Genomic DNA, 14,701 nt, shown 5'->3' with positions numbered 1-14,701 from the left:
GGTTCCGTGGAACGATCCTTCAACAAACTCTGTTAGTGAGTGGATGTAGGGACACGGTGCGCGACACCAGAAGCCCGATGGGCATTGGGCCGTAAGGTCGAATCATGGGGGACGAAGCAATACTGATTGAGGACATTGGTTCGCGTGATGATGGCGGCCGTACGCCATCCGAACCCCACCACGAAGGCACAAGTAATCCCCGCGTTTACCGTCGCGGAACCATAGCGGCCGCTGCGGGCGTCGCGATTTTCGGTTATGCCGTCTTGTACACGGCGATCACTGCGTCTCCAACGTCATTGGCAACGACGGAACCAGTAGCGGCCCACCCCTCCCCCTCACACATCCAGTGCTCAGAACTCATCCCCGCTGTGTGGGAAGCGGACCAGCAGCTACATGAGTCGAGTACCGGACAGCTCCTCGGGCAATGCACCGTCGCCGGCCGCCCTCCCAGTGGCGCTGCGATCGAGCCGGTATCTGCATGCAACGCAATCGGAGGTCACGTCACTGCCTGGAAAGAAGGTGAATATCCGACGCTGATCGAGAGCAGGCCACCCCTTCCCGCAGGGCAGCACATCCTCACCGTCACCGACAAAGACATGCAGCAAGTGATGGAACTCGGCATCGTGTACCCAAACAAGACCTTCGCACTGTGTGGGCCACTGGAGTGGATCTACCAACACGCCGGCGCGCCAATAGGCCAACACATTCCCGCCGACGCGGAGCTGGGAGAGCTCCCAAAGGGCCGTTACTACGCCTACGAACGCACACCGAAGGGGAACCTCGAACTCGTCGGCGTCGGAAACCGGCACAACTACGTTGAACCCCTCCCCGAGGGATTTCCCCTCCCCGCATCCCTGGCGACGGAGTCGTAGCAGCGCCCCGTCACATCAGCAGACCGATTAGCTGGTTATACCTACGCAAACGCTCCCCGCATGAGACTCTGCCCTTTCCACCTTCTGGCCCACTCGCCACTCAAAATCTCACCATTGTCCCGTCTATGCTGTTCCGCATGGATCCCTCGGCGCCTGATCTGAGGTGGCCGGCGGTTGAGCGAGGAGAACTCTTACCAGCGTCCCGCGTCGAACTCGCCCACAACGGTTTCACCGTCTGATTCGTACATTGGAATCAGTGCCACTGTCCCTTCCCGTGCTTCCTGCCAGGCAAGAGCTTCTGCTGGGCTGCTGAATTGCGCGGCTGCGGTTCTTCCCGATGCTTCCTTGAGTTCGTCGGCGTAGACATAGCCGAGCTTCCCGGTGGTTGTGACCACTGAGACGAGGTCCGGTTCTCCCCTCGCATTGGTGGCACCGTAGGTATCGCCGTTCTCGTTGACAGCCCAGTCAGTGGGGGTCCTGCTGGCGTATGTGATGTGTGCTTGATAGCTGACGTCGGGATTGCTGCTTCTTAGCTCCAACGTGTCCTGCTCCGGCCTCAGGGTCAGGGTCGTGCGGTATGTCAGGCCTGTACCGATGTCCGGGCAGGACGTGCTTGCCCCTTGCTGTAGGTAGATGGTGCCGCCACTGAGGCATATCAGTTCGACCATGATGGAGTTCGCGCTGTCGGGTGCTGCGCCCAGCTCGATGGTCTGGCTGCCCGTGTAGATCCCGGAGACCGGGTTCCCGTACTCGGTCACGACATCCGCCCCTGGCTCGACGAGGAAATTCGCAGCTGTTGCTCCTACGCCACCAATGAGTCCAACGCCGGCGAAGACACCGGCTCCGATCCACCACCGGTGCCGGCGCGCCCGGACGGGGGACGCGGCGTTGACCTGCTCGATCAGGGCGGCCCGCAGTCCATGGCTGAAGGTGGGATCCATCTGTTCGAGGTTCATGGCTGTCCCTTCTGGGTGAGTGTGAGTGGTCCCGGCGATGAGGGGTCGGGCAGGTGTGCGCGTAGTCGCTGCCGCGCCCGATGCAGCCTGGTCTTCGCGGCTCCGGGGCTGAGGCGCAGGATCGAGGCGGCCGTGGCGATGTCGTACCCCTCGAGGGAAACGAGGGTGAAGAGCTGCAGGTCGGCCGGCGTCAAGGCCCGCAAGGCAGCAGCAAGGTGTGGGTCCACGTTGTCCAACGAACCGTTGTGAAGATGTATATCCGCAGGATCCTCGGCATCAGGTGAGTGAGGCAGTCTCTTCAGCAGTGCGTCATACCGGCGGGTGGCTCGCCGAAGATTCAGCGCACAGTTGGTAGTCGTAACCAGTAGCCACGGAAGGACCGAGTCCTGCACCAAAATGACCTCGCCTCGCTGGCGCCATAACTCCAGGAACGCTGCCGCACTGGCGTCTTCAGCGTCAGACCTGTTCTGCGCCAGCCGGTAGGCGTGCCTGTACACCCGATCCCGATGCCGATCGAACAGGACGCCGAAAGCAACACCATCACCGGTCAGGCTCCGTGACCACAGCTCGCCATCACCAGAATCGATTGTCCCCACACCCTGTAGTGTCCGCCCAGCCACGAGAAGTTACACCTTGGGCGAAGAAATGTGCTGACCCACAAACCTCAGAACAATGATCCAGCCGTCCCGCAAAGCCATCCACATACGGGACAGCCAGAGGGGCAAAACCCGTCACCACGTTCCCTCAGTGCTCGCGGGACACTGCCGCTCCGAGGCTCCTCAGCCACCCCGGGCGCAGAACTATCCCGTGCTCAAAGGGTCCTTCTCGCACACCTTTCTCTGGGGCACTCCGAGCCTCCCGGATGGCCTCCCCGTGGCTGTGTAGGCTCGTGGCCTATGGGATCAGACTCGGTTGATGGCGTCGTGGAGTCATTGACTCTCCGTTTTGAAGGCAAAAAATCTGAGAACGGCGACCCACTACACGAGCTACGCGCCTCTCATGTGGCAGAAGTACTCCAAGGACTTGTCGGGATATCCAGCGACTTCACAAAAGCCGGAGCTTTCGGAGAAAACCCGCAGGGCTCTGACTTGCTGGTACGACCTCCGAAAGAGGGGTCGTTCATTATCGAAGTCCTGCGAATCGTTGCAGAAAACCCAGAGTTGGTTGCAGCCGGAGCCGGAGCTGCAGGCGTACCTACACTTAGCCAGGTCATCTGGTGGGCAACGAAATCCGCTCGCGCCGATGTCAAAAGCTTCGAACATCTCGACAACGGCAACGTAAAGGTTGAGTGGCAGGACGATGCTGCTCAGGAAATTCCTCTTCCCGCATGGCAGGAACTACAGAAGCGTGATCGCCGCCGTAAGAAGCATCTTCGCCAGATCATGGCACCTCTCAGCGATCCACAGGTGTCCTCAGTCGAGATCGAAGCCAACCCAACGAAGGATCCAGAGCAAACCGAAGTGCCTGAGGATGCCAAAGCACCAGAGGTCTTCACCCTTACAAGGCCCGACTACGACGCTGTGCGACCCGAAGACGATATTGACGAGAGCGACAACACCTTCGAGACGGAGGCCCAAATGTCGGCCATCGACTTCGACAACCCCAAGAAGTGGAAGATTCGGACGAAGGATGACAACCGTGCAGCCGTGGTCGAGGACGAGAAGTTCCTCTACCGGGTAGCCAACGGTCTGGCCATCAGGAAGAGCGACATCTTCCGACTGAGGGTGCGCGAAGATACCATCAAGAAGAACGGCAAGACGCGGCGTACGTGGACAGTGCTGAAGGTCGAGGACTACAGAAAGGCAGCCAATGACGGCGATTCGTAGCTCCCATTCGCACCGCCGGTTGGACGTAGCAAGTCTCTTCCTTCTCCTGATCGGCCTGGCTTTCGGCATCCTGTCCTACTGGCTAATCACCTTCTATGACATGAACGCCCTGGTCATGATCCCCTCGGTCGTAGCGGTCGTAACTGGCCTAAGCCACATCACCAAACTCGAGGCACCCCGGCAGTAAGGCGCGACCCATCGACCTGGTGGAAGCAGCCCTCGACAACGCTGAAGGCCTTAGCTGAGACAGCATGGTTCGCCTCCTGCCCACGGTAATAGTGGAAACTGATCGCGGGTCCGGTGTGGCTCTCTGCCCACATGACGCAGCCCGTTGAGGGTTGCTGTCCTTCCCATGACCTGTCCACCGGCCCGCGATCGCTTCACGTGCCGGCGGGCATGGCCTGATAGGAGCCTGACCAGATCCCTTTACCGTATTGCCTGCCCGTTCGGTCACGTGGAGTCCTACCTCCATCGAAAGGCAGACATGTCAGACCCTGAAGTGCAGGACCAATGCGTCATCGTTGGGATCGACACACACGCTGATACCCATCACGTCGCCGTTGTCACCGAGTACGGCAAACCGGTAGCTGACCAGGTGTTCCCCACGACCTCAGCGGGATACCGGCGCGTCCTCGAATTCATTACCGGGTTCGGTGAGGTCTTGCAGGTAGGCATGGAAGGCACCGGTACCTACGGGGCTGCCCTGACGAGGGTCCTGCAGGGCGAGGGAATGTCCGTCATAGAGGTAAACAGACCCGATCGCCAGCAGCGCCGACTCAAGGGCAAGACAGATCCCCTGGACGCCTACCGGGCAGCTCAGTCGGTCATCGCCGCCAGGAGTACCGCAATCCCGAAAGCTAAGGACGGACCTGTTGAGTGTCTGCGGGTCCTACGGGCGTTACGGGTGTCCGCAGTGAAGTCGCGGAGTGCAGCAATCAATCAAATCAAAGGCCTGCTGATCTCTGCACCAGAGGCTTTGCGGTCCAAGTATCAGGGCATGACCACGGCGACCATGGTCGGGGTCATGGCTCGGTCCCGACCATCCGGGCACCTGGCTGATCCGTCCTACATGACGGCGAGAGTGCTGAAGGCGTTGGCAATCCGCTACAACTACTTGAGCGAGGAAATCGATGACGCCACTTCTCAGCTGCAGAAGGTCCTAGAGTCCTATGCGCCGATGCTGCAGGAGCTCACCGGCGTCGGGACCGATGTCGCATCCCAGCTTCTTGTCACGCTTGGGGACAACCAGGATCGGGTGAAGAACGAAGCCCAATTCGCTGCCCTCACGGGTGTGTCCCCCGTTCCGGCTTCGTCGGGCAAGACCAGTCGCCACAGGCTCAGCCGCGGCGGCGACAGGCAGGCCAACTGCGCACTGCACCACATCGTCCTGGTTCGCATGAACATCGACCCCAGAACCAAGGACTACGTCACTAAACGCACCGAAGAAGGTAAGAGTAAACGGGAGATCATGCGGTGCCTGAAACGCTATGTCGCACGTGAGGTCTACCGCCAAATCACTAACCCCGTCCCCGCGCCCACCTTCGGCGACCTACGACTCCTGCGCCACGGGCAGGGCATCACGTTGCAGGAAGCGGCCGACAATCTCGACGAGTGGCCATCGACGCTCTCCCGGCTCGAGCGCGGCCGCACCCGGAACGACCACCTCCTTCTGCGATACCGGGCCTGGCTCCATGAGCAGGCATCCGCACCAGTCACAGCACTGCAAGAGCAGCTGCAACCAAGAGCATCCGTTCACCGTGACACTGTGGGCTCGACTCCCCTGCCCACACCTGGGGACAGCTCTCATGGGTTATCCACCGCTACTACTGCTGGGGAGCTACCCGCATGGCTCCCCTAACTCAGCCGTGGATAACCCGACCTATCCCCAGCCATGGACAGCTCAGCGGCTCAACCACCTGAAGCGCGGGGCATCGCCAACCCGATCAAGCGCCTAATGCCAGCCACCGTTCATCACGGTGGCATTGCGATTCCTCCTCAGCGACTCTGAGCCGGACGCCTATTGGTAGCGTCGTCAGCTTAGGTATGACGTTGTGAACCATGGGGGGACGAGTTATGCAGCTCAAGCAATTGGCAGCTTCTAGTGCGCTGACGCTAGCCGTTGCAGGTCTCAGCGCTTGCGGCGGAGCCGATTACGGCATCGCCGCGCTGGAAAGAGATGCGACATCGGAAGACCAGCTTCCCGCCGTCGTTTACGACGAAAGCGTCGACGATGAATCCACCAGAAAGGTCGCTGAGCAGGACGGTGTCTCCTACTTCATCGGAACCATGACGGACAGGGAAGGGTTCTGTTCGTACGCGGTCGTTGAAGATGACTTCATCGGAGGCTGTGGCACCGCTAGCGGCAAGGTGGTTACCGTCTCTCCAGCGGCAGATTCGGATCTCCCTCAAATGACTCTTGTGACCGATTCCTACTCCGGTGATGATCTCGAGAGAGACGGCTGGTCACAGGTTCACGAAAACATCCTGATCCGGTGAGGCCGCTGACCACATCCTCAATGAGGAGTTGACAGTTATAGGAGCGTCATGTGCACGGCACAAGCTCCCCCACGCTTCGCTGCTTGTCCCGCACACACCTGGACAGCAGGAACCGAAGGGCCCGCCTGCGCACACCCACCACCTCGCCGACACGGAATAGTTCGCCTCAAGCGGCCGGTGGGCGTGCACAGCCTCCTACCAGCGTGGTCGCGCACAGCAGGCGCTGGTCTGGCTTCGGGCTATGAGGACTAATAGCGGCAATAGAACCACGAGGGTTGGGGTCAGCCGTGGCCGTGGTGTTGGTCATCCACCTGTGGGCGGGTGGAGCCCGAAGGGTGGAGCTCAAAGCCGTCCACCTGTGGTGAGCTGCCGCTTGTATCGGAACCCGTTCCTGGCGGACAGAAGTGAAACATAGATTGTGGCACTGACTAGCGCTACATGAATAGAGCCCTTGGCGCTGATTGGGTGGCAGCAAACAAGGATGTAGCAGAAACGTTCGTTTGTGCCACTCCGGTTTGGCACCGCCGAGACGTCCGAGACCGGTCAAGCCTGCCCCACTCATAACACCATGACCGAGCATCCTCCCGGGCGGGTCTTACAGGGCTTCAGTCGTTTTCAGGGTGCAGCGTCGCGTCTGCGTCGGTGTTGACCCATCGCGTGAAAGTGGTCGTAAGGCCGGCCCGGGTTGGTGAAGCGCAGAACGGGCCGACCTCGACACTCGCGGACTCACCCAAAGGGGCGACGCGGACGAGCCGGAAGGGCTCATCTCCAGCGCGGGCCCTGATGGTGACAGCGTTGCCGGTCCTGCTCAGGCGCACGGTGATTTCCCGGTCCCTCCATTCAGGGACGGGTGCCACCGACCAATCGGAGAGTCTGTGTGTGACGACGGCCCCGAGCTGCGGGACTCCGTCGGACACCTCCACTCCGGCCTTGATCCACACAGAGTCCGAGACGTGCAAGTAGATTCCCGCCTGGTCGAACTGCTCCGCGTAATCGAGAAGGAACGAGACCTCCACTGCACCTTCTGTGGGCATCGGCGCCAGGAGGGCATGGGCGCTGTCGTGGACGAAGCCGTATGAGGTGTGCCTCCAGGCATCACTGTTCTTGGCTGCGGTCACCCGCATGTTCCCACCATCAGGGGCGACACTCACCGGCGGGTTACGCCACGTTCCCCGATCCCAGACACTGTGAGCTTCTTTGGTGATTGATTTCATACCGCCGACTTTAGGGTGGATGGTTCGTACCTGCGTCAGAGGCCGGGACTTACTGGCCTATGCCGACGAGTAGCTCGGAGAGTCGTCGGGCAGCTCGCCTGAGTTCGGGTACCGCAGCCCGGAGTTCGTCGTGCGTGCGTGTTTCGACGGGTGTGGTGAGGGCGATGGATTCGCGGACATCGGGGCTTGACGTTGGGACGGCGACGGCGATGGACATGATGCCGGTTGCCCGTTCGTCGGCTGAAAACGAATAGTCCTCACCCTCATCGGGCAGCCGCCGCTTGAGGTCGGCCAGGGTGAATCCGGCAGGCTCCTGTCCCTGGGCTACGGCGGCGTCGACGACCCTTTGAAGCTCCTCATCTGCCAGACCGGCGACAAGGATCTTGCCGGCAGCTCCGACAGTCAGCGGCAGTCTCTTACCGAGCGGCAGGTCGTAGCGCAACGGATCCTCGCCGTCGACGCGGGCGACGAGGACCCGGTCATGCCCTAGCCGCGTGTAGAGGGAGGCGGTCAATGTGGTCTGCTGGGCGAGTTGCTGCAGGACCGGGCGGGCGGCGACAACCAATGGGTCGGTCTCAAGGAAGCTTCGCGCGGCCGGCAGGACAGCTGGCCCGATCCTGTAGTACTTGTCGGTCTGGCTGACCAGGCCGTAATCCTGCAGTGCTCGGAGGATCCGCAGTGTTGTCGGCAGGTTCATGCTGTTCGCCCTGGCGATGTCGCTGAGCCGTTGCGGTCGGTCCGAGCGCTGCAGCTGCTCGAAGACGTCCAGCGCCCTAGATAGGGACCGCATCGTTGCGGGTCCTTTGGGCTGCAAGGGCGTCACGCTGCTGGCATCTATTTCGTCTGCCGCTGTCATAACTTTCATCCTATGTAACTTCTGCTGGCCCGCAGGGCATCCCCACGCCTGTGATGGAAGCCGTCACATGGATCTTGACCTTGCGTGTATCCCGTGTCACTATTTCTACTGACGGAACAAGCTTTCATACAATGAAAGCTAGAACCACGAGGAACAGGAATGCCAATGAAGTCATCGTCCACTGCCGTGGGAAGCGCCCGGCGCACTTCCCCCCGCTCGGTGCTGATCGGTCAGATCGTTCTGGCGGTCTTGGGGGCCTACGTCGTCGTCACCTCGCTCGACCTCGGACTGTGGACGTCGCTGGGCCCCGGTCCGGGACTGTTCCCCTTCGCCATGGGCGCCCTTCTCGTCCTGCTCTCTGTGATCTGGTTTTTCCAGGAACGCAGGGAGGCGACAGAGACAGCTGAGCCAGTGGACCGCAGGCTGGTCATCGCGGTCGTCCTGAGCCTGCTGATCCTCGCGTCCGTCATGAATCTCCTCGGCTTCCAGGTCAGCATGTTCCTCTTCCTGCTGTACCACCTGAGGATCCGCTCACACCGGACCTGGCCGTCGTCGCTGATCATCTCCCTCGCCGGGAGCGTCGGCGTGTTCTACGCCTTCTACTACGGGCTCAACGTCGCCCTTCCCACCGCGTTGCTCCTGCCGCTGACCCTGATCGGACTATGACCATGGACGTCTTCAACGACCTGATGGGCGGATTCGCCGACGCCCTGACCTGGCAGAACCTGCTCTTCGCCTTCATCGGATGCCTCCTCGGCACCGTCATCGGCGTCCTGCCCGGTATCGGACCGGTCGCCGGCGTCGCCCTGCTGATCCCGCTGACCCTAAACCTCGACGCGACCGGCTCGATCATCATGCTGTGCGCGATCTTCTACGGCACCACATACGGCGGGACCGTCACCAGCGTCCTGCTCAACACACCCGGTGAAGCGGCGTCGGCCATCACGACCCTCGACGGGTACGCGATGACCAAACTCGGCCGTGCCGGAGCAGCACTGACCATCGCAGCCGTCGGCTCCTTCATCGGCGGCACCATCGCCACCCTCGGGCTCGTCGCCGCAGCCAAACCCCTCGGTGAGGCTGGCCTGCTCATCGGCCCACCGGAATTCTTCGCCCTCGTCGTGGTCGGCATCACCCTGCTCGTCGCGTTGGCCGGTAAATCGATCGTCCGGGCTCTGATCTCCGGGGCGCTCGGCCTGCTGATTTCCATGGTCGGCATCGACCCCGTCGCAGGAGCACCGCGCTTCACCTTCGGCAGTGAACGCCTTCTGGACGGCGTCAGCTTCGTTGCCGTCATCGTCGGCGTCTTCGGTCTCTCCGAGCTCCTCTCCTACCGTGCCTCCAAAGCAGCACCTGTTCCCCACGCCCCGAATATGCGCGCACTCATGCCAACCCGCACCGACTGGCGGCGCAGCACCCCGGCCATCGCCCGCGGCACCGGCATCGGCTTCGGACTCGGCCTCATCCCCGGTATGACGGGATCCGTCTCGTCACTCTTGTCCTACGGTGCCGAGAAGAAGTTCTCCAAACACCGCGACGAGCTCGGGCACGGCGCCATCGAAGGCGTCGCAGGCCCCGAAACCGCGAACAACGCCCACGCCAACGGCGCCCTGATCCCCCTGTTCACCCTCGGCATCCCAGCCTCCCCCACCATCGCCGTCCTCATGGGAGCCTTCCTCCAGCAAGGCCTCACACCAGGACCCACCCTGTTCGTCGAGAACTCCGACATCGCCTGGGCCATCATCGCGAGCCTGTTCATCGGCAACGTCCTGCTGGTCATCCTGAACGTGCCCCTCGTCGGACTCTGGACCTCCATCCTCAAAGTCCCCTACCCCGTCCTGGCCGCCCTGATCATGCTGTTCATGGTCATCGGCGCCTACACCATCAACTTCACCGTCTTCGACATCTACGTCATGGTCGCCTTCGGACTCATCGGCCTGGCCCTACGCCACCTCGACATCCCCCTGGCACCCATGGTTCTCACCCTCGTCCTCGGGCCCCTCATGGAACGCTCACTCCGCGAGTCCCTAGAAATCAGCCAGGGCAGCTTCGACATCTTCACCACCCGGCCCATCTCCGCCGTCCTCCTGGGCATCGCGGTCCTGATCCTCGCCAGCCCGCTGCTGAAACTGCGCAAACCCAAAGTCCTCGCCAACGACGACCCCGAAACCTGATCCACCACACCCCCGCGAACCCGCTCGTACCGCTTCGAAGGAGAAGACCATGAACAAGAAACTTTCCGCAGCTGTCCTCACGATCGCCGCGACCCTCGCCCTAACCGGCTGCGCGGATGCAGCAGGGGCCCCCGGCGGCGGCAATGACTTCCCGCAGCGCGGCAAGAGCATCGACCTCGTCGTCGCCTTCGCCTCCGGTGGGGCCGTTGACACCGCGGCCCGCCTCGTCCAGCCGATCCTCGAGGAGGAACTGGGCACCAACGTCGAGGTCATCAACAAGCCAGGCGCCGGCGGACAGATCGGTTACACCGAACTCACCAGCTCCAATCCCGACGGATACACCATCGGCGCCACCGGTTCCCCCTCGGTCGTCGTCTCCCCCCTCGATGAGAGCCGCGGCGCGACCTACACCCGTGAAAGCTTCCAGCCCCTGGGGCGCCAGGTCATCGACCCGGCCGTGATCGCCGTGCAGCCCGATAGCCCCTACAAGACCCTCGCCGAGCTCCTCGACGCCGCCAAGGCGAACCCGAAGGACATGACGGCCAGCACCACCGGCCTGCAGGGCGGTGAGCACTTCGCCCTCGCCCAAATCGAGGAAGCCACCGGGGCGGCTTTCGCGCCGGTGCACTTCTCCGAAGGCGCCTCCCAAGCAACCACCGCGTTCCTCGGCAAGCACGTCGACGTGCTCGTGGCGAACGTCAGCGACGTCACCGACCTCGTCAAGCAGGTAAAAACCCGGGTCCTCGGCGTCATGACCACCGAACGCGCACCATCCCTGCCCGACGTGCCGACCTTCGCCGAGGAAGGCTTCGACGTCGAAGCCGGTACCGTCCGCGGCTACTCAGCCCCCGCCGGCCTGCCCGAGGATGTCGCCGAGAAGCTCGAGGCCGCACTGAAGAAGGCCATCGAAGACCCCGAGGTCGTCCAGAAGATGGAGGACCTCGGCCTGCAGACCGACTACCTCTCCGCACAGGACTACAGCGACTTCTGGACCCAGCAGGAAGCGGACTTCAAGGAAGTCCTGCCCCTCGTCCAGGAAACCAACTAGGCCTCCCCGCACGGCACCGGACACAGAAACGACGGAAGCAGACATGACCATGACCACGTTGTCTGAAGACACAGTGAACGCCGACTACCCCCGACCCGACCCGGAGACGATCAAGCGTCTGGCAGCTCTTCCCGCCGCGAATATCGGCGACGCGATGGACCGCCTCGGGATCGTCGACTCCTCCATCAAGGCCATCTGGCCCGGTGCGAAGCTCGCCGGCCCTGCGTTCCCGGTCTGGGTGCGCGCCGGCGACAACCAGGGCATCCACCGCAGCCTCACCCTCGCCAAACCAGGAGATGTTGTCGTCGTCAACGGTGAAGCCGACACCACCCGTGCCCTGCTCGGCGAACTCATCGGTGAACGCGCCATATCCGCAGGTATCAGTGGCTTCGCCATCGACGGGGCAGCCCGCGATGCGGAAGTCCTCGGCGAGATCGGGATGCCCGTCTTCGCCCGGGCCACCACACCGGCGGGCCCTTATAAGAACGGTCCCTCACGTGTCGCCTGTCCGATCGCCTTCGGAGGCGTACCCGTCCTGCCCGGGGACATCATCATCGGCGACTCCGACGGCATCGTCATTGTCCCGCAGCAGGACGCCGAACGAGTTGCTGAAGCAGCCGAAGCCGTCTTTGCCGACGAGCTGGACCGCCGCTCGAAGATCGTCGCAGCACGCACGGCCGCCGCGACCTGAACCACCTAAATCACCGGAATCACCGGAATCACCGATGAGTCCGGCAGGCGGCATGACAACCGCCTGTCGGACACATCAACAGCCCGGCTCATTCCTGTCGTCCGCCCGTTTTCGGCTGACACCAGGGGCAGGACCGGGACCACTAACACGCACCGACAGAGCACCACGGACAAGGAACCATCATGAGCGCATGCACCGTCATTGGACTGGGTGAAGCCGGAAGCATCTACGCGACCGCTCTCGTCGAGGCCGGACATACCGTCACCGGATACGACCCTGTCGCACCCACGACCCCGGCAGGCGTCACCCGTGTCGACAATGCTGCCGACGCCGTACGGCACGCCGATGTCGTACTCGTTCTCACGGGGGCAGCGGCCGCAAGGCCCGTCGCTACCGAATGCCTGCCCGCCATGAAGCCGGGCAGCTGCTACGCCGACATGACCTCCTCCTCGCCCTCGGACATGGCCGACATCGCGACGATCGAAAGCCTCGCCGCCTTCGCCGACATCGCCATCCTCGGGCCCGTACCCCTGCATGGTGCGAAGACCCCGTTAATGATCAGTGGGCCAGGCGCGCGATCGGCCGCAGCCCTTTTCGGCACCCTCGGCGCACCCGCCGAGGTCGTCGGCGGCCCCCCGGGAGCGGCCATGGCCCACAAGCTCCTGCGCAGCGTCCTCATGAAAGGACTTGCCTCCGTCGTCGTCGAAGCAGTCGAAGCCGGACGCGCTGCCGGCCTCGAGGACTGGATCCGCGACCAGATCGCCGCGCAACTCGCCGGCGACGGCCACGCGGTGATCGACCGGCTCGTCACAGGCACGAAGAAGCACGCGCTGCGACGCTCACAGGAGATGCAGGCAACCCACGCCTATCTCAACGACCTCGGCGTCAGCGCAGAGATGACCGCGGCTTCAGCGGCGGCCATGCAGCGCATGGCGTCAGCATCGACACCGGTTCACGCCGCCTAGCGGACCTTGTCACGAAATGATGTATCAGCATCATCGGCAGGAACGATCGGTACCGACCCGCTTCCCTGTCGTCGCTATGCCACCGCGCGGCGGTCCGAGTACGGATGGACCTCGTACCTGCACACCGTCCTTTGTTGATGACTGGACGACCCTACGGTCGGGTGACCTGGTCGAGCTGCATCAAGGTGCTCAACCCGTCGCTGCAGGCCGCATCGACGCCATCACCTACGACGGGACTGTGCTGTGGCTCTATGAGAGCGACGTTCACGAACGCAGGATGTATGTGAAACTAGACGGCTTCCAGATCCAGCTCACTCCTTGACCAGGCCATGAAAAGGGTAGAGGCGACCCCACTCACACTCGTCTCGAAAACCTAAAGCCTTCCAAGACACCCAACTGGCTCGAGCACCGTGCAACCACTCTGTCAGTTCTCGCGGTCGTCTGCGTTAATGCTCAAGGTCGCCTGCACGGGGGTAGGCCGAGCGCCTATGGGCTTCGAGGGTTCCTTGACCAGATCCTTGGCACCTGGCGACCTTGATCTGGCAAGGTGCTCGCATGGAGTATCAATTACGCATTCCTACAGCTGCAGATACCGAGGCAGTCGTACAGCTTCACATCACCTCCTGGCGTGAGACGTATGGTCACCTGTTGCCTGCGACGTTCTTCGATGACCAATTTCTTGAGCAGCGCCGGAGAATGTGGACGGGTAATTTGCAGTCGATCTCTCCTGGGTGGGAGATGCGAGTTGCTGAGTCAAAGGACGGGTTGGCGGGATTCGCCCTCGTCGGTCCGGCTTCTGGAGAATCACCACGTGCACGGGAGTTGCGCATGATCTACGTGCTGAATGCTCATCAAAGCACAGGGCTCGGGCAGCAACTCCTCGAAGCAACCCTTGGTTCTGACCCTGGAGTGCTTTGGGTAGAGAAGACGAATGACCGCGCACAGGGCTTTTATAGACGCAACGGCTTCGAGCTCGATGGCACGGAAGAACCTGACGAGCAGAACCCTGTCTTCATCGACGTAAGGATGGTGCGGTAGCTGATTCCTCAGCGGGCGACAGGTATAGCTTTTAGGTTCGGGGTCGGGTCAGTACGCAGCCGAGCGTGGGTTTCGACATCGAACCGTTCAGCGCCGTACTGCAGCTTCTGGCGCTCGAGGCCTTCCGCGACGAAACCAGCACGAGTAGCCACTGCGCAGGAAGCCGGATTGTTGACCCGGTGTCCAAGCTCGAGGCGAAACAGGCCGTCCTCGAAGGCGTTGGCGGCTACGGTGTCCAGGGCACGCGAGGCGTAGCCGTGACCGCGAGCTGTTGAGGCAAGCCAGTAATAAGCCCAGGCAATTCCATGGGTGCGGTCAATGGCTGAGAGTCCCACGTTCCCAACGGCTACATCGTCGACTGTGATGGCCCAGTTGCGCGAAGAGTCCGTGGATGTGAGGCGCTGATTGATGTGGTCTCGCACCAGATCGACGGTGGAAAGGTCAGAACTACCGAACTGAGCATGTAGATCCAAGCTTTTCTCGTACGCAACCAGGAGGGCAGGTGCGTCCTCCGGCGTCCATAGGCGCAACTGGATGGTCATGGCTTCATTGGGCCGAAAGCAAG

15 protein-coding genes are annotated in these 14,701 nt (G+C 62.2%); 10 read left to right on the top strand and 5 right to left on the bottom strand.

Annotated elements, in window-relative coordinates; genetic code table 11:
* Positions 1-104: 104 nt before the first annotated feature.
* Complete coding sequence (locus ACX80U_RS09730; RefSeq protein ID WP_459268240.1) at positions 105-872, top strand: hypothetical protein; 768 nt, start codon at positions 105-107, stop codon at positions 870-872.
* Between the two features lie 191 nt (positions 873-1,063).
* Here ACX80U_RS09730 and ACX80U_RS09725 read toward each other — a convergent pair whose 3' ends face one another.
* Complete coding sequence (locus ACX80U_RS09725) at positions 1,064-1,828, bottom strand: hypothetical protein (RefSeq protein ID WP_459268239.1); 765 nt, start codon at positions 1,826-1,828, stop codon at positions 1,064-1,066.
* Positions 1,825-2,424, bottom strand: a complete 600-nt coding sequence (locus tag ACX80U_RS09720) for an RNA polymerase sigma factor (RefSeq protein ID WP_459268238.1) — start codon at positions 2,422-2,424, stop codon at positions 1,825-1,827. The genes ACX80U_RS09725 and ACX80U_RS09720 overlap by 4 nt, the downstream gene beginning before the upstream one ends.
* Positions 2,425-2,724: 300 nt before the next feature.
* On the opposite strand from ACX80U_RS09720, the gene ACX80U_RS09715 reads away from it, so the two are divergent.
* The 3 genes from ACX80U_RS09715 to ACX80U_RS09705 all read left to right on the top strand — a co-directional run bounded on the left by ACX80U_RS09715 (position 2,725) and on the right by ACX80U_RS09705 (position 6,150).
* On the top strand, positions 2,725-3,654 hold the full coding sequence (locus ACX80U_RS09715; protein WP_459268237.1) for a hypothetical protein: 930 nt from the start codon (positions 2,725-2,727) through the stop codon (positions 3,652-3,654).
* Positions 3,655-4,138: 484 nt separating this feature from the next.
* Complete coding sequence (locus tag ACX80U_RS09710; protein WP_459268236.1) at positions 4,139-5,512, top strand: IS110 family RNA-guided transposase; 1,374 nt, start codon at positions 4,139-4,141, stop codon at positions 5,510-5,512.
* Positions 5,513-5,727: 215 nt separating this feature from the next.
* Positions 5,728-6,150: a hypothetical protein gene (locus ACX80U_RS09705; RefSeq protein ID WP_459268235.1), complete on the top strand. Its 423-nt coding sequence runs from the start codon at positions 5,728-5,730 to the stop codon at positions 6,148-6,150.
* Between the two features lie 605 nt (positions 6,151-6,755).
* Here the strand turns inward: ACX80U_RS09705 and ACX80U_RS09700 are convergent.
* Both ACX80U_RS09700 and ACX80U_RS09695 read right to left on the bottom strand, forming a co-directional pair.
* Complete coding sequence (locus ACX80U_RS09700) at positions 6,756-7,364, bottom strand: DUF1349 domain-containing protein (RefSeq protein WP_459268234.1); 609 nt, start codon at positions 7,362-7,364, stop codon at positions 6,756-6,758.
* 49 nt (positions 7,365-7,413) lie between these two features.
* Positions 7,414-8,220: an IclR family transcriptional regulator gene (locus ACX80U_RS09695; protein WP_459268233.1), complete on the bottom strand. Its 807-nt coding sequence runs from the start codon at positions 8,218-8,220 to the stop codon at positions 7,414-7,416.
* Positions 8,221-8,379: 159 nt separating this feature from the next.
* Here ACX80U_RS09695 and ACX80U_RS09690 point away from each other — a divergent pair, with 159 nt between their 5' ends.
* From ACX80U_RS09690 to ACX80U_RS09665, 6 genes are all read left to right on the top strand, one after another.
* A complete protein-coding gene (locus tag ACX80U_RS09690) occupies positions 8,380-8,886 on the top strand; it encodes a tripartite tricarboxylate transporter TctB family protein (RefSeq protein WP_459268232.1) in 507 nt (168 codons plus the stop codon).
* Between the two features lie 2 nt (positions 8,887-8,888).
* Positions 8,889-10,394 (top strand): tripartite tricarboxylate transporter permease, encoded by a 1,506-nt coding sequence (locus tag ACX80U_RS09685; RefSeq protein ID WP_459268348.1) that lies wholly within the window; start codon positions 8,889-8,891, stop codon positions 10,392-10,394.
* 49 nt (positions 10,395-10,443) lie between these two features.
* Positions 10,444-11,442, top strand: coding sequence for a tripartite tricarboxylate transporter substrate binding protein (locus ACX80U_RS09680; RefSeq protein WP_459268231.1), 999 nt, complete (start codon positions 10,444-10,446; stop codon positions 11,440-11,442).
* A gap of 49 nt (positions 11,443-11,491) precedes the next feature.
* Positions 11,492-12,133, top strand: a complete 642-nt coding sequence (locus ACX80U_RS09675) for an RraA family protein (RefSeq protein WP_459268347.1) — start codon at positions 11,492-11,494, stop codon at positions 12,131-12,133.
* Between the two features lie 182 nt (positions 12,134-12,315).
* The gene (locus ACX80U_RS09670) at positions 12,316-13,098 is read left to right on the top strand and encodes an NAD(P)-dependent oxidoreductase (RefSeq protein ID WP_459268230.1); all 783 of its coding nucleotides are present in this window, start codon (positions 12,316-12,318) and stop codon (positions 13,096-13,098) included.
* Positions 13,099-13,653: 555 nt separating this feature from the next.
* Positions 13,654-14,136, top strand: a complete 483-nt coding sequence (locus tag ACX80U_RS09665) for a GNAT family N-acetyltransferase (RefSeq protein ID WP_459268229.1) — start codon at positions 13,654-13,656, stop codon at positions 14,134-14,136.
* Between the two features lie 8 nt (positions 14,137-14,144).
* On the opposite strand, the gene ACX80U_RS09660 is transcribed toward ACX80U_RS09665, so the two are convergent.
* Positions 14,145-14,678, bottom strand: coding sequence for a GNAT family N-acetyltransferase (locus ACX80U_RS09660; RefSeq protein ID WP_459268228.1), 534 nt, complete (start codon positions 14,676-14,678; stop codon positions 14,145-14,147).
* Positions 14,679-14,701: the final 23 nt, after the last annotated feature.

This window comes from Arthrobacter sp. TmT3-37, assembly GCF_054510835.1.
Note: the sequence above shows the minus strand (reverse complement) of the source record. Positions and strands in the feature narration are given on the sequence as shown.

Excerpts from the sequence above, each read along its gene's own strand:
- ACX80U_RS09730 (WP_459268240.1), top strand. The coding sequence starts at position 105 with ATGGGGGACGAAGCAATACTGATTGAGGACATTGGTTCGCGTGATGAT.
- ACX80U_RS09725 (WP_459268239.1), bottom strand. The coding sequence starts at position 1,828 with ATGAACCTCGAACAGATGGATCCCACCTTCAGCCATGGACTGCGGGCC.
- ACX80U_RS09715 (WP_459268237.1), top strand. The coding sequence starts at position 2,725 with ATGGGATCAGACTCGGTTGATGGCGTCGTGGAGTCATTGACTCTCCGT.
- ACX80U_RS09710 (WP_459268236.1), top strand. The coding sequence starts at position 4,139 with ATGTCAGACCCTGAAGTGCAGGACCAATGCGTCATCGTTGGGATCGAC.
- ACX80U_RS09705 (WP_459268235.1), top strand. The coding sequence starts at position 5,728 with ATGCAGCTCAAGCAATTGGCAGCTTCTAGTGCGCTGACGCTAGCCGTT.
- ACX80U_RS09700 (WP_459268234.1), bottom strand. The coding sequence starts at position 7,364 with ATGAAATCAATCACCAAAGAAGCTCACAGTGTCTGGGATCGGGGAACG.
- ACX80U_RS09695 (WP_459268233.1), bottom strand. The coding sequence starts at position 8,220 with ATGACAGCGGCAGACGAAATAGATGCCAGCAGCGTGACGCCCTTGCAG.
- ACX80U_RS09690 (WP_459268232.1), top strand. The coding sequence starts at position 8,380 with ATGCCAATGAAGTCATCGTCCACTGCCGTGGGAAGCGCCCGGCGCACT.
- ACX80U_RS09685 (WP_459268348.1), top strand. The coding sequence starts at position 8,889 with ATGGACGTCTTCAACGACCTGATGGGCGGATTCGCCGACGCCCTGACC.
- ACX80U_RS09680 (WP_459268231.1), top strand. The coding sequence starts at position 10,444 with ATGAACAAGAAACTTTCCGCAGCTGTCCTCACGATCGCCGCGACCCTC.
- ACX80U_RS09675 (WP_459268347.1), top strand. The coding sequence starts at position 11,492 with ATGACCACGTTGTCTGAAGACACAGTGAACGCCGACTACCCCCGACCC.
- ACX80U_RS09670 (WP_459268230.1), top strand. The coding sequence starts at position 12,316 with ATGAGCGCATGCACCGTCATTGGACTGGGTGAAGCCGGAAGCATCTAC.
- ACX80U_RS09665 (WP_459268229.1), top strand. The coding sequence starts at position 13,654 with ATGGAGTATCAATTACGCATTCCTACAGCTGCAGATACCGAGGCAGTC.
- ACX80U_RS09660 (WP_459268228.1), bottom strand. The coding sequence starts at position 14,678 with ATGACCATCCAGTTGCGCCTATGGACGCCGGAGGACGCACCTGCCCTC.